This window comes from uncultured Bradyrhizobium sp. (assembly GCF_947648125.1).
Taxonomy (GTDB): Bacteria; Pseudomonadota; Alphaproteobacteria; order Rhizobiales; family Xanthobacteraceae; genus Bradyrhizobium.
The window spans coordinates 185,177-203,973 of sequence record NZ_CANSMR010000001.1 but is presented as its reverse complement, the minus strand read 5'-3'; the positions used below and the strand labels follow the sequence as shown (position 1 = coordinate 203,973).

The following is an 18,797-nucleotide window of genomic DNA, read 5'->3' as shown; positions in this document are numbered from 1 at the left end:
CAACTGAAGCGAGTGGCAGCTTCCTTCGGCGCTCTGGGCCATCTGCCCGGCCACACCGTCACATACCGTCACATCCTGAAGACACCGTAATGAGGATCGCCGATGGGTGCGTTGAGGGCCGCAGAGATCGACAGTCCCAGCGCATTGCGCGTATCGACCGGATCGAGAATGCCGTCGTCCCAAATCTCAGAGGTCGAGGTATAGGCCTCCACGTCGCGCTTGTAGCGCTCCAGCACCGGTTCTCGGATCTCGGCGATCTCCTCGTCGGTCAGTTCTTTTCCCTCCCGCTGCAGCTGACGAATCTTCACGTCGGCCAAGGTATTGGCCGCCTGTTCGGCGCCCATCACGCCGATCTCGGCCTGCGGCCACATGAACAGCGTGCGCGCGTCCCAGGCCCGACCGCACATGCCGTAATTGCCGGCACCGTACGAGGCATTGGCGATCACCGTGAACTTCGGCACCACCGAGCCACCTTGCGCCATCAGCATCTTTGCTCCGTCCTTGGTGATTCCGCGTTCCTCGTATTCGCGGCCGACCATGAAGCCCGTGATGTTCTGGAAGAAGACCAGCGGCGTGTGGTTTTGATTGCAGAGCTGGATGAAATGCGCAGCCTTGAGCGAGCTGTCGTTGAACAACACGCCATTATTAGCCAAAATCCCCACCTTGAAGCCCCAGACATGGGCGAAGCCGCAGACCAGGGTCGTGCCGTAATGGGGCTGGTATTCGTGGAATCGCGATCCGTCAACGATGCGCGCGATCACTTCGCGCATGTCGAACTGGATTTTGCGGTCCTTCGGAATGATGCCATAGAGCTCCCGCGGGTCGTAGAAGGGCTCTTCGATCGGCGCGGTCTCGATCACCGCTTTCTGGGGCCGCTTCCACTGACTCACGATTTCGCGAGCTAGCGCGAAGGCATGCGCCTCGCTGGCGGCCCGGTAATCGCCGGTGCCCGACACGCTGGTGTGCATGATCGCGCCACCCAGTTCCTGGACGCCAACGTCCTCTCCGGTCGCTGCCTTCACGAGAGGCGGACCGCCGAGAAAGATCGCGCCGGTGCCTTCAATGATGATGTTATAGTCGCTCAGTGCCGGGACATAGGCACCGCCCGCGGTGCAATGCCCACCGACGATCGCCAGCTGAGGCACGTTCATCCGGCTCAGTATCGTCTGGTTGCGGAACACACGGCCGCCGAGATGGCGGTCGGGAAAGACGCCATGCTGCAGAGGCAAAAAACCGCCCGCGCTGTCACAGATATGCACAACTGGCAGGCAGTTCTCGACCGCGACGTCGAGAAGCCGGACGATCTTCTTCACGGTCAGCGGATACCAAGCACCGCCCTTGACGCTTGCGTCATTGGCGTGGATCGCCACCTCACGTCCCTGCAGGATGCCGATGCCCGTCACGACACCCGCGCCAGGCACCGTGCCGTCATATGCGCGGCAGGCGGCGAGCGTGGAAAACTCCAGAAACGGCGTTCCGGGGTCGAGAAGCAAGTCGAGGCGCTCGCGAACCGTCAGCTTGTTCTGGCGCGCCAGGCGATCGAGATCGCGCTGCGGGCGTTCGTAACGGGCGGCGTTCTGGCGCGCATGAAACTCTTGCAGCCGCCCGGTCATGGCGGCGTAGTTTTCCCTGTAGTCAACGGCGTTGATATCGATCCGGCTCTGGATCCGGCGCATCTATTCCTCCTTGGGTGCAAGCCGCACCAGAACGCTCTTGAGACCGAAGCCTTGGCCAGGAGCAAATGGGAGTTCGGCCACCACGCCACCCCGGGGCGCGCTCAGTGAGGTCTCGAGCTTCATGCTCTCGATCACCAGGAGCATCTGGCCCTTTTCGACGCGGTCGCCGGCTCCAACCGCGACCGAGACAACGACCCCCGGCATCGGCGCCACGATACTGTCGTTCCCTGCACCTGCGCCGTCCTCAACCAGCCAGTCTGCCGGATCGATGCGCCCGACCTCGTAGGCGCGGCCGTACAGATGGATGAATGTCGCCGTCTCGCTTACAGCCATACGCAGCGGGATGCTTCGCCCCTCAAGCTCCAGCACGTAAGCGCCCCTGCCCTGAGAGGGAGTTAGGGCGCAGGGCACGGCCCGATCCCGTACATGAACGACATATCCCTTGCCGGTGTGGGCCAGCCAGATCGGAATTTCCCCGTTGCCGATCTCGAGTATCCGCCGCATCAGTTTCTCCAGGCCCCCATCAGCCGGTACATCTCGGGTATCTCATCGACCGTTCGGACAAGTCGCCTGTCCGACAGAGCCGTCGCGGCCACAAGGATATCGGTGACGTCCTCACCTGGCGCAGTCAGCACTGCTGCCTCTTCGGCGAGAAACCCTGTCGAGACGTCGCCTGCGAGAAAGCGAGGATGCGCCAGAATCGCATCGAGATAGCCGGTATTGGTGGTCACGCCTAGGATCACGTAATCCCGAACGGCGGCGCGCATGCGCGCGATGGCGGCGGTACGGTCAGGGCCATGGGCGATGAGCTTTGCAAGCATCGGGTCGAAATCGGTCGTCACCTTGCAGCCTTCCAGAATGCCGCTATCCACCCGAACGCCCGCGCCCTGCGGCTCTTCCACCAGGAGCACCTCGCCGATAGCCGGACGGAAATCGGCGGCGGCATCCTCCGCACAGATGCGCAACTCGATGGCGTGTCCGGTCTGGCGAATTTCCGCCTGGGCGTGGTTGAGTCCCCTACCGGCGGCGATGTGTAGCTGCTCGGCCACGAGGTCGATCCCAGTCACCATTTCCGTCACCGGATGTTCGACCTGAAGGCGGGTATTCATCTCAAGAAAATAGAATGCGCCATCGGGCGCATAGATGAACTCCACCGTACCTGCGCCGCGATAGTTCACCGCGCGCGCGATCCCGACGGCGGTCTCGCAAATCTCGGCCCGCTGCTCAGAGCTTAGTGCCGGCGAGGGCGTTTCCTCGATAATCTTCTGGAACCGACGCTGAATCGAGCATTCGCGTTCCCAGTAATGCACGACCTGCCCCCGCCCGTCGCCCATCACCTGCACTTCGATATGACGCGGCCGCTCGATATAGCGCTCTACGAACAAACGTCCGTCGCCAAAATAACGTTCGCCCTCGCGGCGTGCGGTCTCGATCTCCGCCTCGAGTGCGGCATCCTCGTGCACGACGCGCATTCCCTTGCCGCCACCGCCGGCGGAAGGCTTGATGAGCAGCGGATAGCCCACTGCGCGGGCGCGTTCGACGAAGGTGGCCGGGTCGTCGTCCTCGATGGCCGAGGGCGCTATGGGAAAGCCGCGCTGTTCGACGAAAGCGCGGGCGCGCACCTTGTCGCCCATCAGAGCGATTACCTCTCCGGTCGGACCGACAAAGCCTATCCCGGCGGTGTCCAGCGCCCGGACGAAGGCTGCATTTTCGGCCAGAAAGCCATAGCCGGGATGTACCGCATCGACGCCGATCCTTTGGGCGGCGGCCACGATCTGTGCGATGTCCAGATAGGCTGCGACCGGCGTCGCGCCGTCGATCTCGACGATCTCGTCCGCGATCAGGTGCGCGGGGCCGGGCTGTTCATTCACATGCCGCAGGACGGAAGTTGCAATGCCCTGCGTCCGCGCCGTGCGCAGGATGCGTGCGGCGATTTCCCCGCGATTTGCGACGAGAAGCTTTTGGATTTGCATGCCTGGCTCGCCCCTCATGCAGCCTGTTGGGCCGACAAGCCGCGCCAGGCAAGCTCGGCTGGCACGGGGATATGGATATCCAGCAGGATCTGACCATAGCCTTTGCCCTGGGGGTCGATGCGGACGGAGGCGATGCCGCCGCCGCCGAGGGAGTCGTGCAGCATGAAGTTCAGCGCATGAATGCCGGGCAGTTCGAAGCGCTCAACCGGTCCCTCGCAGACATGCGCGAAATGCTTCCTCACTCGCTCTTCGGTGAGCGCGGCGCGGATGTAGGGCAGGTATCCGGGTTTTCGCGCGATCACGCCAATATTGGCGATGTTGCCCTTGTCGCCCGAGCGCGCCCAGGCCAAAGTCACGAGCGGCACCGTCACCGCATCTGCGCCCGGATCGCCCGCTTCGCCGCGATACGGCTCGAGCGCAGGAAGCGTCGCCGCATCCGTCGATATCTGTACCGGGACCGTCGTTCCATCCACCTCCACCGTGACGGGCGTGCCGGACTTCGGATGCAGGAAGGAGAAAAGCCGCACGACCGGCTGTACCTTTGGCCGGCCCGCGAAGAAGCCGGTTAAGCCTTGCGCGGAGGAGACCGCCATCGGCGCGATCTCACCGGCGAAAATGTTTAGCGCGTCGCGGTCGTCATGGGTCACGCCGATCTTCAACACCACCTCGCGCGTGCGGGCGCGGGCATTCGCCCCATAAGCCGCCTCGGCGCCCAGCACCTCCACGCTGACCTGCCGGAAATCGGCCAGATTGCGCCCGCGGAAGATGCGGCGGCAGCGGGTCAGGATCGCCTCTGCCACACGTTCGGCCTTGGCCGGGGCCTCGATCGCGGCCAAGGTCAGCGTGGTGATCGCGCGCCAGCCGTCGGCATGGGTGGCCGACACCTTGTAGCTGTCGGTCCGTCCCAGCCCACGCGCGCCCCGCACCAGCACCCGGTCCGGCCCCACCTGATCCAGCGTCACCTGCGACCAGTCGCAGATCACGTCGGGCAGGATATAGCGCTGCGGATCGCCGATCTCATAGAGCATCTGCTCGCCCACCGAGGCCGGCACCACCAGCCCCCCGGTATCGGGCGTCTTCGTCATGATGAAGCGGCCGTCTTGCGCCACCTCGACGATCGGCATGCCCATGTCGTCCCAGCCTGGCACCTCTCGCCAGTCGGTGAAATTGCCGCCGGTCCCCTGCGGCCCACATTCGATCAGGTGGCCGGCAAGCGAACCCTGGGAGAGCCGGTCCCAGTCGTCATCGCCCCAGCCAAATTCATGCATCAGCGGCCCAAGCGCCACCGCACTGTCGACGCAGCGCCCGGTCACCACAATATCCGCACCCGCAGCGAGGGCGGCCGCGATCGGGCGCGCGCCCAGATAGGCGTTCGTGCTCATCAGCCTGTCGGGAAACGGCGCGCCCGAGAACATCTCGGTGATGCCGGCTGCCCGCATCTTCTCGGCTTGGTCCATGAGGTCGTCGCCGAGCACCGCGCCGATGCTGATCCTCACGCCGGCCGCCTCCGCAGCTCTGGCCAACGCCTCGCGGCAACCGCGCGGGTTCACGCCGCCCGCATTGGCGACGACCTTGATGCCCTTGCGCCTGATTTCGGGCAGGAAGGGCGCTAACGCCTGGACAAAGTCGGGGGCATAGCCGGCCTCGGGCGACTTCGCCCGCGCCCGCGCAACCAGCGACATCGTGATCTCGGCAAGATAGTCGAAGACCAGATAGTCGATGTCGCCCTTCGTCACCAGCTGTCCAATCGCCTCTGGCGTGTCGCCCCAGAACCCCGAGGCGCATCCGATACGCACGGTTCGCTCCGTCATCGCAACCTCCCAATTGCCCCACCCATTTGGGCTCAGACCGATCCCAAGATCGCCCCCCGGGGCGTTCCAGATTTCGAGGCGACTGCTGGCGTTGCAGACGCCGAGCATGGGTCGAAGCCGACACACGCAGCTCCGATGCCTTGGAAGTTTTCTAACATATGTTTGATTTTGGTCAACAACACAGGCTGTGTCTGGCGCAGCATCGAACGAATGGTCGCATGATGCTCTTTCGGCAGGCGTTCCATGATGTTGCGCGATATCCTGCGGCAAGGAAACAATTGGCGCATTCGTTAGGGGTGAATGCCGGATAGGCGTCGGCGATTGCGGCTTCGAGGGCATCGACGGTCCTGGCGGCGGCTTTGCGCAGGTTCGATTTGAATTTGGCAAAGGCGTTCTCGATCGCGTTGAAGCCTGGCGAATAGGGCAGCAGCAGAAGGCTGCCGCCGCCGGCCTCGATTGCCGTGCGGACGGCGGCACTTTTTTGTGCCGGCAGATTGTGCATCACGACGATGTTGCCGGGATTGAGGGTGGGCGCCAATAACTGTTCGACATAGGTGAGGAAAGCGACGGCGTTCAGAGGTCCGTCGAGCGTCATCGGCGCAGTTAGGGCGGTGCAGCGCAAAGCGGCGGTGAAGGTCGTGGTCAGCCAATGACCATGCGGAACCGCGGCGCGGCAACGTTGGCCGCGTTTTGAACGGCCGTAAAGCCGTGCCATTTTGGTCGAGGCGCCGGTCTCGTCGATAAGACCAACTTGTCGGGATTGAGCTGCGGCGCGAGTTCGCGCCAAGCCTGGTGCGCGTTTCGCGGGATCGTGAGCATGGATTTCAGGATTTCAGCGCATCATGAGTATAGATTTCAGACGATCGTGAGCAACGATTTCGCGGGATCGTGAGCAGCTTTTCGCAGCCCCGCGCGCCCGCTTCGGCCGACATCTCAAGCGGCTTAGGACAGCCTCGTCATTTAACGAGGAAGCCCAACGCCTACCCAGAGATTGTCGATGCGCCGGATCAGAGAAGTCTTTGGTCTCAAGCATGTTCAAGGCCTACTGGAACGGGCGATTGCCCGCACCATCGACATCAGCAACGGCGTCGTGCATGGTTATCTGCGCCGTGCCGGCGCTGTCGGCCTCAGTTGGCCGCTGGCAGATAGCCTGACTAATGAAGATTTTGAACTCTTGCTTTTCCCCGCGCCGCGGGCGGCCTCGCAGAGCCCTCAGCGACCTGTTTCCGATTGGTTCTATGTCGAGAAGGAACTGCGCCGGCGCAATGTGACCCGGCTTTTCTTTTGGGATGAGTACCGCAACGCCCATCTCGATGGCTTTGGCTATAAATGGTTTTGCACTACCTACGAGGCTTGGAAGAGGCGGGTCCATCCTTCGATGCGCCAAATCCATCTGGGCGACTAAGGCCTGTTTACAGTCAGGGATTCTCAAACCGGCAGAAAATTGATTCAAGGCTGAAAAAGGAGAACAGCCTTGATTCGATTGAAGTTGAGCGACGCCCAGTGGGAGCGGATCGCGCCGGAACTGTCGGGCAAAGCCGGTGACCCTGGCAGCAGCGGGCGCGACAACCGGCTCTTTATCGAAGCGGTTCTTTGGATTGCGCGCACGGGCTCGCCGTGGCGCGATCTGCCGGAAGCGTTCGGCAAGTGGTTCACCGTCTATACGCGCTTCTGGCGCTGGGCGCAGAAGGGAGTCTGGGAGCGGGTTTTCAAGGCGCTCTGCGAGGATCCTGATTTCGAATATGTCCTCATCGATGGCACGCTCGTCCGGGTCCACCAGCATGGCACCGGCGAAAAGGGGGACTCAAAATCAGGCCATAGGCCGCTCGCGTGGCGGCCTGACCACCAAAATCATGGCCTTGGTCGACGCCCTCGGCAATCTCATTCGCTTCGTGCTCTTGCCCGGCCAGCGTCACGACAGCATCGGCGTTGAGCCTTTGATCACCGGTCTCGATTTTGCGGCGCTGATCGGCGACAAGGCTTTCGACAACAACTGGCTGCGCGCCAACCTCCATGAACGCGGCGCTGCAGCAGTCATTCCATCCAAGGCCGACCGCGCCGGGCGCATCCCCCATGACGCCGAAATGTACAAATGGCGCCATCTGGTCGAGAACTTCTTCTGTTCCCTCAAGGCATTCCGGCGCATCGCAACTCGCTACGAAAAGACCGATGCCAGCTTTGCCGGCCTTCTCAATCTCGTCGCCAGCTTCCTCGCAAGCCGCTAATTGTAAACAGGCCTTAGAGCAAACCCTCGTCGGAGTTGTGTTTGATCGCGATATTCTCGTTCGCCTCAGTCGCGAGTACCATCTGACGCCGCTTAACCTTTCTTGTCTGGCATTCTAATTCTTTCAGGCATAGGCAACCAACCGGAACTGCTATTCGTATAGCCAGCGCTCGACATCCGGAAACAACCAGATCAGGTTGACGCAGGAACAATTGCCCCAACCAGTCAATTCCTATTTCATCCTATTTCAGGTTTGTTCCGTCGCAGCATAAAATACCCGAATGCCGAAGCGATGGGTTTGGCACGGTCGCCCTGCCAGGCCTGCGCTTCGAAAGCGACGATACGCAGCCCCTGTTTGACAATCGAAGCGGTTGCGTAGCAGTCGAGGGCGCGACCTGGGCGGAGATAATTGAACGTCAGACCAATTGGTTTGGGAGAAGCCAGAAGGCCGAGGTCGCGTGTCGCGCGAACGATGGCCGTTGTCTCGAGTAAGGCGCCAGTTATGCCGCCGTGGATGGCAGGAAGCATCGGGTTGCCAATGATCTGTGGTGAGAAAGGCATCATCAGCGTGCCCTCTTCACTGACGCAAATTCCGAGAAAGCGCGCGAACGGGCTGTTCGCGAATGGGCCGGTCTGATCCTCCGGCTCCTCAAGTATCCGCGACGGGTGATCGACTGACGGCCTATCCTTGTACAAATTGGGACGGTTTGCTCCAATCATGAAACAGGCCGTTGCAGTAGCGATGGGATCTTCCTGTGATTCCTGGTAGGCCGTCGCCCGTACAAAGGCGATCGACTGGGTTACTCGGTAGCAAAATGAATGCGCCTTAATGTCGAAGCCCGGCGTCGCCGGCTTTTGATAATCAATGCGGAGGTCGAGCGTGGCGATGGCGCGAGTACCATCGAGAGCAAGCTGAACGGCCATGCCGCAGCTCTCATCGAGCATGGCAGTCACAACCCCACCGTGAAGAACACCCGTCCCTGTGTCTCCGACGAATACGGCGTGGTATGGCAAGCTCGACCAGACTTCACCCGGAGCAGCGCGATTGAGATGAAGGCCACAGATTTGTCCGTAGGTCGAGCGATGCTTTTTGACAGCCCGCACCAATTCCGCGAACGGCAAGGGCGCATTGAATCTCAATGTTTTCGCCATTTTGAGATCTCAGAGCTCGGTCACGAGTGATCAAACATCGTGTGTTCGGCTTCGGGCATGTTTTTTTGAGGGCTTGCCTTCTCGGTGCTTTGGAAAGCGCGTCCGGCAGGACAGATCAGATCGGTCATAGACGCTATCTCCGCCCAACCTAATGCCGGACTACACGCCAAGAGAACCGCAGAGACGGCAAAGACCGCGGGTAAGTAATATCGATCTGTTCATTTGAGTCCAGTAAGCTTGTTTGGTCGTGCGGGATCAGCGCCTCGTAGAGTTCTCACAGGCCGGAATCCCTGCAGACCGCTTAGGCGAATGTCGGGCCCCGTGAGGCTATTGAACGGTCGCCTAACGATCTGAGGCGAACCCTTACGCGGCGGAAGCTGCATCAAGCATGCTGGCGTCTTAAGGCACCTCCGAAATCCGTAGCGGAATGCGCAAGCCAAAATCTCTATGAAAACAATACCGTATCGTTCTTCGGAGTCAACCGGAATGCTCTACGCGGGCGGCCAAGTGCTTCCCGCGCTCGGTCCCCGCGATGCGCTCGCAAAGCGCGCCCCGAACGTTCACGTAAACTAGAATTCGTCCTTGACCTCTTTCCCCGATTGTCGGAACGGCGCACGCAGGCGCGGCGACCTCGAGATCTTGCGCGGGGTGTCGCTGAAGATTGGTTGGGTCGGTGTGCCGGCGAGAATGGCTGCCGCCACAAGCACGGGCAGCGCGGACTGGCAAAGCCCGATGACGTGGTTTCCCTCTCCCAGACAACCCAGCGTTTCGACGACATCAGCGATATTGTCATCGAGTCCGAACGGGCCACATTCGACCGGAACTTCGGCCGCATTCCGCCAGATTAAGCAATGAACCTCATGACCGGGCAGCATCGCCAGAATCATGTCGCGAAGGATCATCGACCGCATGCCGGAGATCGGCGCTACGAGAAGGACGCGGGGCCTCTCGCTGGTACGACCCATCTGGAAACGAAGCAGACGGCTGAAAGGCCGTTCAATCAAAATCTGTTCCTGCACCGGCACTGATTTCCCGCCGATGACTGAACCTTTTCGATGCCCATCTCTGAAACGGGCTGCGTCGTGTGCGGCAGTGCCGCTGGAGCGTGAGGCGCGTTCCTGCTGTCGGTTGCACCGACGCTGAGAGCCTGTGAAACATCACGCATGGTCAACTGACACGTACAGCAGACGATCCAAGCCCACGGATCGGACAGCTTCGCATCGAAGCGCCTTCAAATGGATGCGCAACGACCGGCGAGACAACTTTTCCATCATCTCACCTAACCTGAACTTCTTGGGCCATCATGGAGGGATGGCGTGTTGATCTCGATCAAACCCACCGTTGGCAAATCGGCCCTTATGTGTGCAGGTTTTATCGACGAAACGGCTAACGAATTTGCGCGCCAGGCGTACTGTCGATTGCGGCCAGCCTCACGGTATACAAGGATATATCTGGGCTATGAGAACCGAAAGGTCCCTGCCATGAATTACCGAGCAAGACGCCGTCCTCAAAGCGCGTGCGAAGCTTACTGAATTCTCCCGAAATAGTCGGTTATGAGCATGAATGCAGCCGACGCGGCTACCTCGATCATTGAGACGGATTTTCTTCTAATTGGAGGCGGAATCGCCGCAGTGACGGCAGCGCAAACGCTGCGCAATGAAGGCGCAAAGGGCGGTATCATTTTGCTCGGAGCGGAGCCAGTCCCTCCTTACAATTGCCCGCTGCTCACCAAGAACATCGTCACGGGCGAGCTCCGACCGGATCAGATCCCGTTGCTGCCCCCGGAGCGCTATGCTGCAGATGAGATTGCCCTGCGCCTGGGGACCGCCGCACGCAATGTGCACCCCTCCGATCATCGTGTTACGGATCATACCGGTGTTGTTTATCAATATCGCAAGTTGCTGATCGCGACCGGGGCGCGGCCGCGGGAGCTCGATGTGCCGGGCGCTGGGCTCGACGGAATATTCAAATTCCGTACGCTCGCTGATGCGCTCGCGCTTCGCAAGTGGGTTTCGGCGGCTCCCGGTGCCCGCGCGGTGGTCATTGGCACGAGCTTTATCGGGATGGAAATCGCAACGTCGCTCGTCCGCATCGGCATCAGGGTCACAATGATCGACCAAGCCGCCACGGTTTTTCCAAAGGTTCAATCGCCGCGGCTCTCCGCCTATTTTCTCGATCGCTGCAAGCGCTACGGGATCGACGTGTTACTCGAGGACCGGGTCCGGGCCTTTCACGGAACCGGGCGCGTGGCCGAGGTCGAAACGCTCTCCGGCCAGCACATCGCATGTGGAAGCGTCATCCTCGCCGTTGGTGCCGTGCCGCAGACCGCCTTTCTCGAAGGATCGGGCCTTCGCGTCGAGGACGGCGTGGTCGTCGACGAGTTTCTGCAAGCCAGTTTCCCGGACATTTTCGCCGCCGGCGATGTCGCGACCTATCCGGATCCGATCGGGGTGTGGCAACGAACGAGCATTGGGATAATGCGCACCAGCAGGGGCACATTGCCGCCAAGAATATGCTCGGGCAGCGCGTCCCCTACCGCGACGTACCCCACTACTTCTGCGAATTTCTCGGTTTCGGCTTCACGTTTCTCGGGACGAGCGAAGGAGCCGAGCTTCGCATCGGCAGAGGTAGCCTCGAAGACAAGTCATTCGCCGAGTTCTACATTCGATCCGGGGCGATCACCGGGCTCTTCTCAACCGGGCGGCCCCCGGAGGAGACGCGCACGATCGACACCCTGATCCGCGACCGTGTCGATGTGCGAGCGGCACTCGCGCAGCTGACCGATCCTGATGCCGACCTTGGCGACCTCGCGCGGCAGACCGTATTGATCCTGCAGGGCGGTGGAGCGCTCGGCGCCTTTGAATGTGGCGTGCTGCGCGCCATGAACGAAAGGGGGATCATCCCGGATATCGTAGGCGGCGTTTCGATCGGCGCGATCAACGGAGCCATCATCGCAAGCAACCCTCACGATTCGGACAGAGCGCTGGACCAATTCTGGAACGACATCAGCATCGCGACGCCCGAACTCGCGCCACCCCATGCCAGCAATGCCTTCGCCATGGCAAGTGCCATGCTCTGGGGCATTCCGGGCTTCTTCCATCCGCGCTGGCTTGCGCCCGGAAAGGATGGCGAATGGTGGCCTTATCAGTGGACCAGCTTCTACGATGCGAGCCCGATCAAGGACCTGCTGCGCAAATATGTAGATTTCTCGCGGCTCAGAACGAGCCCGGTGCGGCTCATCGTCGGCGCCATCGACGTCGAGCTCGGCGAACTCGTCTTGTTCGATAGCCACACCGATGAATTGAAGGCAGAACATATCCTGGCGAGCGGAAGCCTTCCTCCGATGTTCCCCTCGACCACGATTGCCGGACGACGCTATTGGGATGGCGGGATCATCAGCAACTCGCCGCTTGAGCACGTCTTGATGCGATGCGGCGCGGACAACAAGCGCATCATCATCGTCGATCTCTTTCCCGGAAGACGGCCACTCCCAAACAATCTCGCCGAAGTGCTCGCTCGTCGCGACGAGATCACCTATGGCGAGCGGATCCGCAACGATGCCCAGCTCCGTGAGTTGGTTCAAGAGTTTCAGGCGCTTGTCTCGGAGGTGATGCTGGCGGTCGATTCCGACACTGCGGCCAGGCTGAAGGAAAGGCCGCGTTACGTTCACCTGATGGGCGGAGGTGGCAAGACGTCGATCACCCGGATCGTTCGCGCAACCTCTGAGCGCGAGCCTCCGGCCGCGGAATACGACTTCTCGACGCCGACGATCGCCCGCCACAAGCAGCAGGGATACTTGACGGCTAGAAATCTCCTTGCCGAGTCGCGTTCGCTGTTGTCGCGTCACGATCGGCCATCGCGAGATGACACTGCGGTCTCAACCACGCTTCGCCGGCTCACGCCGATCTGGGCCGATCCATAGCATTGGCCTATGCCTCAAAGTCGAGCCATAACGACGTTACAAATCTCAGCAGAACAGCTTCTCCGCGCTGCAGCGCCACTCGGCTCGTCCTTTCGGAAATCGGACCGCACTGCGAAATCATTGCTTCTTTCTCCGCATGCGCCGACTTCATCCGTTTCTTGGAGAATGATACCCTCCGCAACGAAAGGAGGCTCGACTGCAAAGGTTCAAACGTCGACCAGCGACGCCCCAAACTTGTGCAACATCCCGCACAACGCGTACCCGACCTTCCGCCTGTTGCTCGGGATCAACGTAAACATTACGCTTGCGATCGTCATTGGCACGGCTCCGCTACTTGACGCACCTTGCCTTTTTGGCACCTCGTACGCGCACGCGATTGATGTGGTGGACGACGCCCGCTCCCGGCATCGAATGTGCCAAAGGGTGATCGTTGAACAACGAATCACCGGAAGGGGTCGTCCAAATGCAGGTTAACACCATCGGCGTTGATCTCGCCAAGAACGTATTCCAAGTGCACGGCGTGGATAGCGCAGGCAAGGTCGTCATCAGCCGTCAGTTACGGCGCAAGCAGGTCATCGACTTCTTTAGGAAGATTCCTCCTTGCCTGGTCGGTATGGAAGCCTGCGGAACCGCTCATCATTGGGCGCGAGAAGTCTCCAAGCTTGGTCATACCGTGCGCCTCCGTGACACGCCCATCGATGCGGTTCGTGCCGATCAAGTCGGCCGATCAGCAAGCCGCGCTGATGTTGCACCGAACACGGGATCTTTTGATCCGTCAGCGCACGCAGCTGATCAATAGCTCCGGGCTCACCTTGCCGAGTTCGGCCTTATTGCGGAGACTGGACGCGAAGGTCTCGCGCAGCTTGCCGCGATCATCACGGACGAGAGCAATCGCGAAGCTCTTCCGTCCGCGATGAAACAGGCGCTGCAGGCTATTGTCGATCAGCTCGCCGCTCTGGAATTGCAGATCGGGGCTCTGGATCGGGCCATTCACGCACCATCACCGCACCAATGATATGAGCTCCCGCCTCGAGTATAGCGCGACAATCTGGGGTTCTTCCGCATATTTGGTGCATCGAGAGCAACGGAAGGTCGATTTCAGGCGGCCAGAAGCACGCGTCGACGCAGTAGCGGGTAGCTTGCGCGGCCATACATCTGTCGTTTGATGGCTTTGATCCTGCTGATCTGGCCTTCGACAGGACTGGTTGTCCAAGAGGTAGTTATTGCTGCGCGGACGGCGTCGACGTCGCGCGCGATGCCGCTGGCGAAGCTCTTGAGCTCGCTGTTGGCTGCTTGTGCGATCCACTCGTCGAGCTCGGCGATGTCGCCGCCGCCGGGGGGAGAAGGGACACAAACCGCTTCGCCAGCTCGGCTGCCGTGGCGAGTTCCGGCGCTTGGGCAAACAGGTGCCCGAGAAACAGCTTGGTTTCGGCATCGATCTGATCCAGATTCTGGCTCAAATACCAAGCACAGCGACGACGCGTAGGAGCTTTCCAGGTCGGAGGCGGTTGTGCTGCTCCTTCCGGGGCTTCTCGTTTACGCCTGTTCGCAGCCCATCGTGCTATCGTCACCCGGCTTCCGGTATAACCCTGCTGCTGAAGCTCCCGCCAAAGCTGCTGACCGACCCGGCTGCCTGAGGCCCAGCGCGCTTCAAGCCATGCCTCGAAGGGCGCGAGAAGGTGCGAGGGTCTAGAGGACGCGAATGGTCTGGCTCGCCGCCGGCGGCGAGCCAGCGCTGGACAGTGCGCCTGTCGACACCGAGTAGTTTGCCGATGCCGGATGTCGGACAACCTTGCGCGCGGAGGCGACAAATTTCATCCCAACGTTCGCGTCGCGCAGCTCGTCTATCCGCTCGCAATTGTGCAAGGCCCGGCGCTGGCGCGGAAACGCCGGTGATCGGAGTCTTTGCGGCTGCCATGATCTGCACCGCTGCGGCTAGGTTGCGACGATGGCGACCGACCGCATGACGCAAGGCATCCCCTAAGCTGTTAAGTAAGTGCCATCGGTCCGCGACCTGCACTGCGTCGGGCGCACCACAGCGGGCGCCGTCAGCATAAAGACCCGCACGATCACGGGCCACAATCTTGATCCCCGGCCAGCTCTTCAGCCAGCGAGCAACACTGTCGGCGTTACGATCCGGAAGCAGGTCAAGCACGCAATTGCGCTCCAGATCGCAGATGATCGTTCCATATCGCTGGCCACGACGCCAGGCCCAATCGTCGATGCCGACGACAGTCGGAGCAGCAAAATCCGGTAAGGGCGCCGAGTGAACCATCCGGAGCAAGGTGTCGCCGCTAACCGGCATGGCGAGTTTGTGCGATAGGCACGAGCCGGGCTCTCCGCCTACAGCAAAGCCGATCGCCAATTGGCTCTCGCCGAGACGGATTGTTCGTCTCGCTCTCGGCCGTACTGTCGTTGGTAGCCGCTCGGTAAATATTCGGCGCAGGCATCTGGGATTCGCGCATCGAAACCGTCGCGCCTGAAGCCGGATTTCGACCACCTGACCCTGCCATGGCAGATCGGCTAACCGTCGCGTGTAATGGCTGTGGACCCGACGAGTTTGGTAGCTGCAACAGGGACAGAGCGAGACCGCTGCCTTCGGTCGAGCCACAAGCACCACCCTGTCAGTTTGGGGAAGTATCTGGACAATCAAAAGCTCGGGGGAAATCAGCGAGCGGAAGGCTTGGAGCAAGGCGAATCACGGCGTCGACTGCGATTCCAACCTTATGCCCTTATTCGCGCCGTCCGTGAATCCCGCACCCTGCACCAAATATGCGGAAGAACCCCTGATTGTCGCGCGCTTCCCAGCCAGATTGTGGCGCTATAGCGCTGCCAGCCCTCCTGCTGGCAGCGCACCTCTCGGACCTCCGCCCGACCGTGGTGTTCGTGGATCGAGCGGAACGCCGCGCCCGCCTCAATGGATTGCAACTGAACTGTTGCGGATCAGCGACCAGCGCAGCCTTCGCACTGGACGCTGCGGCACGGAGCACCACGCACTCCAGTTACCGCGTGCTGACCACGCCCTCCTCGTCGATCACAAGAACATCACGAGTGGCGAACATGTCGCGGCTCTGTCCCCACCCATGCTCCGTGCTGCCGATGGTGCGCGGCGCGATACCCAATCGACTTTCGAGGTTCTCGGCGGCGATGCCGGAACGCTCCATGAACCGCGCGCATTTCAACATGGGGCGAGACATCCTCCACTTTCATTCTCACTCAGTCAGGGAGCAATGCTTTTGCACGTATAACGTTCACGGATCGTCGAATATGCGCAGCGAGTGCGGATACCGCCTTATCCGTGTCCCGCGCCATCGTAGCTTTGAATATTTCCTCATGCTCATTGTGCACTTCAAAAGGAACCGGTCCCCTCGTGCCAGAAAGTCGACGGTAGCGTTCGGAACTTTGAAACAAAACCTGTCTAAACCGAGCAAGCCAAGCTGAAGGCGACGCCGCCGCAAGCGCCTCGTGAAACTCCTTGTTCCGAACTTCCCACGCATCGAAGGCAATGGCGGGATCAACCTCGAGTCTTTCCTGCGCCCGAGCAAGACGGTGAAAGCAAGTGACGAGGTTATCTTCCCAAGCGTCATCGCCCAGCTTGATGCTCTCAGCTAACGCGCTTGTCTCCAACTTTATACGCGCATCTGTCAGATCCTCAAGGTCCGATAGCGACATCGGCGTCACGCGAAACCCTTTTTGGCCTTCGGTGATTACAAGCCGATCCGCCATCAATCGCGTCAACGCTTCGCGGAGGGTGCTACCGCTAATACCGAACGACGACTTTAGCGTTTCGAGATGAAGCTTGGAACCTGGTGGATACACTCCTTCAATGATCCGGCTTCTAACTACTGCATACGTAAACTCAATGGCCGTTGGTTTCTTCTCTGTAAACCTCGCGCCACCGAGACCCGTTCTTAATGGTTCCGCGGTCAACCATCTCTCCTTAGCTCCAAATCTGCCCGACCAACGTTGGCGCATGACCCTACTGGACTGGAGGACCGTCCGCGACGACGCGATCCGGTCTCGAAAGCGATGATATAGCCTGCCCACCGGTTTCACGCCATAAAATCACTTGACGAACAATAATAATATCGTTTTTATTACTAAAAGTCGATATATGAGGGGATGCAGAGCGCTCGGATTGAGAAGAGCGACCGTTGGTGGAGGGCCTTGCGCCTGCCCTAACGTCTCGATCCCTTGGTTCGTGCGCCCGCCATTCCGCGGTGGAACCCGCGGAAAGCAGTTGTGAGGAACGTCCCAAGACCCTGGGAGGGATATCGTGCAGGAAGCCTATCCGGACATTGCCCGAACAATCGACGCAAACGGGATCGCGACGAACCTTCATGACGTCGGATCGGGTGCGCCTGTCGTGCTTATTCATGGCTCGGGACCGGGCGTCACGGCTTGGGCGAACTGGAGAGCGGTGATCCCCGCGTTGTCTCGAGATAGGCGCGTCATCGCACCCGACATGGTTGGCTTCGGCTTTACCGAGCGGCCACACGCCGCTGAATACAATCTCGATCTTTGGATCAAGCACCTCACGGGTATTTTGGATGCTCTGAATCTCGAGGTTGTCGACCTCGTCGGGAATTCATTCGGTGGCGCGCTGTCGCTGGCCTTCACTATAAAATTTCCGAAGCGAGTTCGGCGCCTCGTTCTCATGGGTTCGGCGGGAGTCAATTTCGATCTCACCGAGGGTCTCAACGCCGTGTGGGGATATGAGCCATCCGTGCAGAATATGCGCAAGGTAATGGACTATTTCGCCTACGACCGAAGCCTCGTGAGCGATGAACTCGCGGAATTACGATACAAGGCGAGCATCGGGCCGGGCTTTCAGGAATCGTTCTCCGCAATGTTTCCTGCGCCGAGGCAGCGTTGGGTCAGCGCACTCGCCAGCAACGAGGACGATATTCGCGCCATTTCCCAAGAAGCGCTTATCTTGCACGGCCGCGATGACAATGTCGTGCCACTGGAGACCTCCCTTCGGCTGAATCAGCTCATTGTGGCCTCTCAGCTGCATGTCTTCGGCCGATGCGGGCATTGGGTACAAATCGAGCAGGCGGCACGTTTCATTCGACTCGTTGAGGATTTTCTCGCCGAGTCCTGATGTGCCCGCCTCTGGATAGGCGGTCCGACATTTCGAATAGTAAGGAGGAAAGAGTGAGCGTTCAGCGTCTCGGATACTTGGGCTTCGAAGTAACGGACGTGTCTGCCGGGAGTGATCCCCAATGAACACTGTGACGACAGTGACCTCGGAGGCGGTTAGGCAGGCAGCCGATCGCCTTTTCGAGGCGGGGCGGACAGGTATCCCAGCTTCGCCTGTGCGTGAGATGATCGGCCCTTGCGATGTTGACGTCGCGTACCAGGTTCAAGAGCTCAACACAAAACGGGCCCTGGAAGCTGGTCGTCGCTTGGTGGGTCGCAAGATCGGCTTAACGTCTCTGGCCGTGCAAAAGCAGCTGGGCGTGGATCAACCCGATTATGGGATGCTTTTCGCCGATATGGCCCGTAGCGATGGGGAAGAGATTTCTCTGAAGGATTTGATGCAGCCGAAGGTGGAAGCCGAAATCGCGTTCGTGCTGGAACGGGATATCGAGAGTGATCAGCCTACATTTGCGGATCTATTTCTGGCCATCGCTTACGCCGTGCCCGCTGTAGAAATCGTGGGTTCGCGCATCGCCAACTGGGACATCAAGATCAGCGATACGATAGCAGACAATGCATCCTCCGGACTTTACGTGCTGGGCTCGATGCCGCGGCGGTTGGATGCAGGAGGCTTTGACCTGCGCAGTTGCGAAATGATGATGGAAAAGGCCGGGCTAAAGGTAAGTACCGGCACGGGTGCCGCGTGTCTCGGATCCCCCCTGAATGCCGCCTTATGGCTGGCTCGGATCATGGCGCGTACGGGCCGTCCACTACGTGCGGGGGACACTGTTCTCTCGGGCGCGCTCGGGCCCATGGTTCCGGTGACGCCAGGCGATGTGTTCGACGTGCAAATCGACGGAATCGGGGGCGTACGGGCTTCTTTCTCGAAGGAGTAGG

The 18,797-nt window shown here is 60.4% G+C and carries 16 protein-coding genes and 3 pseudogenes; 7 read left to right on the top strand and 12 right to left on the bottom strand.

Annotation, left to right across the window (positions count from 1 at the left end):
- Positions 1-68: 68 nt before the first annotated feature.
- The 5 genes and pseudogenes from Q0030_RS00995 to Q0030_RS00975 form a co-directional block, all read right to left on the bottom strand.
- Positions 69-1,676, bottom strand: a complete 1,608-nt coding sequence (locus Q0030_RS00995) for a carboxyl transferase domain-containing protein (protein ID WP_298362175.1) — start codon at positions 1,674-1,676, stop codon at positions 69-71.
- Entirely contained in the window at positions 1,677-2,180 is a 504-nt protein-coding gene (locus Q0030_RS00990; protein ID WP_298362172.1) for a biotin/lipoyl-containing protein, read from the bottom strand.
- Positions 2,180-3,649 (bottom strand): biotin carboxylase N-terminal domain-containing protein, encoded by a 1,470-nt coding sequence (locus Q0030_RS00985; protein ID WP_298362170.1) that lies wholly within the window; start codon positions 3,647-3,649, stop codon positions 2,180-2,182. Before Q0030_RS00985 ends, Q0030_RS00990 begins: the two co-directional genes overlap by 1 nt.
- Before the next feature lie 14 nt (positions 3,650-3,663).
- Positions 3,664-5,460 (bottom strand): acyclic terpene utilization AtuA family protein, encoded by a 1,797-nt coding sequence (locus tag Q0030_RS00980; RefSeq protein ID WP_298362167.1) that lies wholly within the window; start codon positions 5,458-5,460, stop codon positions 3,664-3,666.
- 256 nt (positions 5,461-5,716) lie between these two features.
- Positions 5,717-6,225 (bottom strand): annotated as a pseudogene (locus tag Q0030_RS00975) (transposase); the annotation flags it as partial.
- 232 nt (positions 6,226-6,457) lie between these two features.
- Between Q0030_RS00975 and Q0030_RS00970 the strand changes: the two are divergent.
- A pseudogene (locus Q0030_RS00970) lies at positions 6,458-6,859 on the top strand (IS21 family transposase); the annotation flags it as partial.
- Between the two features lie 75 nt (positions 6,860-6,934).
- Positions 6,935-7,685 (top strand): IS5 family transposase gene (locus Q0030_RS00965; protein WP_298362164.1). Its coding sequence is split into 2 segments (ribosomal slippage): positions 6,935-7,260 and positions 7,259-7,685, totalling 753 coding nucleotides; the frame shifts between segments, so codons are not numbered across the junction.
- A 236-nt stretch (positions 7,686-7,921) separates the two neighbouring features.
- On the opposite strand, the gene Q0030_RS00960 is transcribed toward Q0030_RS00965, so the two are convergent.
- Together Q0030_RS00960 and Q0030_RS00955 are read right to left on the bottom strand one after the other, a co-directional pair.
- Positions 7,922-8,836, bottom strand: coding sequence for a hotdog domain-containing protein (locus Q0030_RS00960; RefSeq protein ID WP_298362161.1), 915 nt, complete (start codon positions 8,834-8,836; stop codon positions 7,922-7,924).
- A 569-nt stretch (positions 8,837-9,405) separates the two neighbouring features.
- Entirely contained in the window at positions 9,406-9,855 is a 450-nt protein-coding gene (locus Q0030_RS00955) for a hypothetical protein (protein WP_298362158.1), read from the bottom strand.
- A gap of 540 nt (positions 9,856-10,395) precedes the next feature.
- Between Q0030_RS00955 and Q0030_RS00950 the strand changes: the two genes are divergently transcribed.
- The 3 genes from Q0030_RS00950 to Q0030_RS00940 all read left to right on the top strand — a co-directional run bounded on the left by Q0030_RS00950 (position 10,396) and on the right by Q0030_RS00940 (position 13,557).
- Positions 10,396-11,574 (top strand): NAD(P)/FAD-dependent oxidoreductase, encoded by a 1,179-nt coding sequence (locus Q0030_RS00950; protein ID WP_298362155.1) that lies wholly within the window; start codon positions 10,396-10,398, stop codon positions 11,572-11,574.
- 17 nt (positions 11,575-11,591) lie between these two features.
- On the top strand, positions 11,592-12,758 hold the full coding sequence (locus Q0030_RS00945) for a patatin-like phospholipase family protein (protein ID WP_298363216.1): 1,167 nt from the start codon (positions 11,592-11,594) through the stop codon (positions 12,756-12,758).
- A gap of 463 nt (positions 12,759-13,221) precedes the next feature.
- Entirely contained in the window at positions 13,222-13,557 is a 336-nt protein-coding gene (locus Q0030_RS00940) for a hypothetical protein (protein WP_298362152.1), read from the top strand.
- On the opposite strand, the gene Q0030_RS00935 is transcribed toward Q0030_RS00940, so the two are convergent.
- The 5 genes and pseudogenes from Q0030_RS00935 to Q0030_RS00920 all read right to left on the bottom strand — a co-directional run bounded on the left by Q0030_RS00935 (position 13,534) and on the right by Q0030_RS00920 (position 16,688).
- The gene (locus Q0030_RS00935; RefSeq protein WP_298362149.1) at positions 13,534-13,752 is read right to left on the bottom strand and encodes a hypothetical protein; all 219 of its coding nucleotides are present in this window, start codon (positions 13,750-13,752) and stop codon (positions 13,534-13,536) included. The two genes, Q0030_RS00940 and Q0030_RS00935, sit on opposite strands and share 24 nt — an antisense overlap.
- Positions 13,753-13,856: 104 nt before the next feature.
- Complete coding sequence (locus tag Q0030_RS40520) at positions 13,857-14,225, bottom strand: transposase (protein WP_363323403.1); 369 nt, start codon at positions 14,223-14,225, stop codon at positions 13,857-13,859.
- Between the two features lie 100 nt (positions 14,226-14,325).
- A complete protein-coding gene (locus tag Q0030_RS00930; protein WP_298363215.1) occupies positions 14,326-15,369 on the bottom strand; it encodes an ISL3 family transposase in 1,044 nt (347 codons plus the stop codon).
- A 215-nt stretch (positions 15,370-15,584) separates the two neighbouring features.
- Positions 15,585-15,913 (bottom strand): annotated as a pseudogene (locus Q0030_RS00925) (AAA family ATPase); the annotation flags it as partial.
- A gap of 61 nt (positions 15,914-15,974) precedes the next feature.
- Positions 15,975-16,688: an FCD domain-containing protein gene (locus tag Q0030_RS00920; protein WP_298362146.1), complete on the bottom strand. Its 714-nt coding sequence runs from the start codon at positions 16,686-16,688 to the stop codon at positions 15,975-15,977.
- Between the two features lie 346 nt (positions 16,689-17,034).
- Here Q0030_RS00920 and Q0030_RS00915 point away from each other — a divergent pair, with 346 nt between their 5' ends.
- The gene (locus Q0030_RS00915) at positions 17,035-17,862 is read left to right on the top strand and encodes an alpha/beta fold hydrolase (protein ID WP_298362143.1); all 828 of its coding nucleotides are present in this window, start codon (positions 17,035-17,037) and stop codon (positions 17,860-17,862) included.
- A 121-nt stretch (positions 17,863-17,983) separates the two neighbouring features.
- Positions 17,984-18,796 carry a fumarylacetoacetate hydrolase family protein gene (locus Q0030_RS00910; protein WP_298362140.1) on the top strand — a complete coding sequence of 271 codons (813 nt, stop codon included), beginning with the start codon at positions 17,984-17,986 and terminating at the stop codon, positions 18,794-18,796.
- Position 18,797 lies beyond the last annotated feature (1 nt).

What these genes read in the sequence shown, in the direction of transcription:
- Q0030_RS00990 (WP_298362172.1), bottom strand. Translation starts at nt 2,180, where the DNA reads ATGCGGCGGATACTCGAGATCGGCAACGGGGAAATTCCGATCTGGCTG.
- Q0030_RS00985 (WP_298362170.1), bottom strand. Translation starts at nt 3,649, where the DNA reads ATGCAAATCCAAAAGCTTCTCGTCGCAAATCGCGGGGAAATCGCCGCA.
- Q0030_RS00940 (WP_298362152.1), top strand. Translation starts at nt 13,222, where the DNA reads ATGCAGGTTAACACCATCGGCGTTGATCTCGCCAAGAACGTATTCCAA.
- Q0030_RS00995 (WP_298362175.1), bottom strand. Translation starts at nt 1,676, where the DNA reads ATGCGCCGGATCCAGAGCCGGATCGATATCAACGCCGTTGACTACAGG.
- Q0030_RS00950 (WP_298362155.1), top strand. Translation starts at nt 10,396, where the DNA reads ATGAATGCAGCCGACGCGGCTACCTCGATCATTGAGACGGATTTTCTT.
- Q0030_RS00960 (WP_298362161.1), bottom strand. Translation starts at nt 8,836, where the DNA reads ATGGCGAAAACATTGAGATTCAATGCGCCCTTGCCGTTCGCGGAATTG.
- Q0030_RS00910 (WP_298362140.1), top strand. Translation starts at nt 17,984, where the DNA reads ATGAACACTGTGACGACAGTGACCTCGGAGGCGGTTAGGCAGGCAGCC.
- Q0030_RS00980 (WP_298362167.1), bottom strand. Translation starts at nt 5,460, where the DNA reads ATGACGGAGCGAACCGTGCGTATCGGATGCGCCTCGGGGTTCTGGGGC.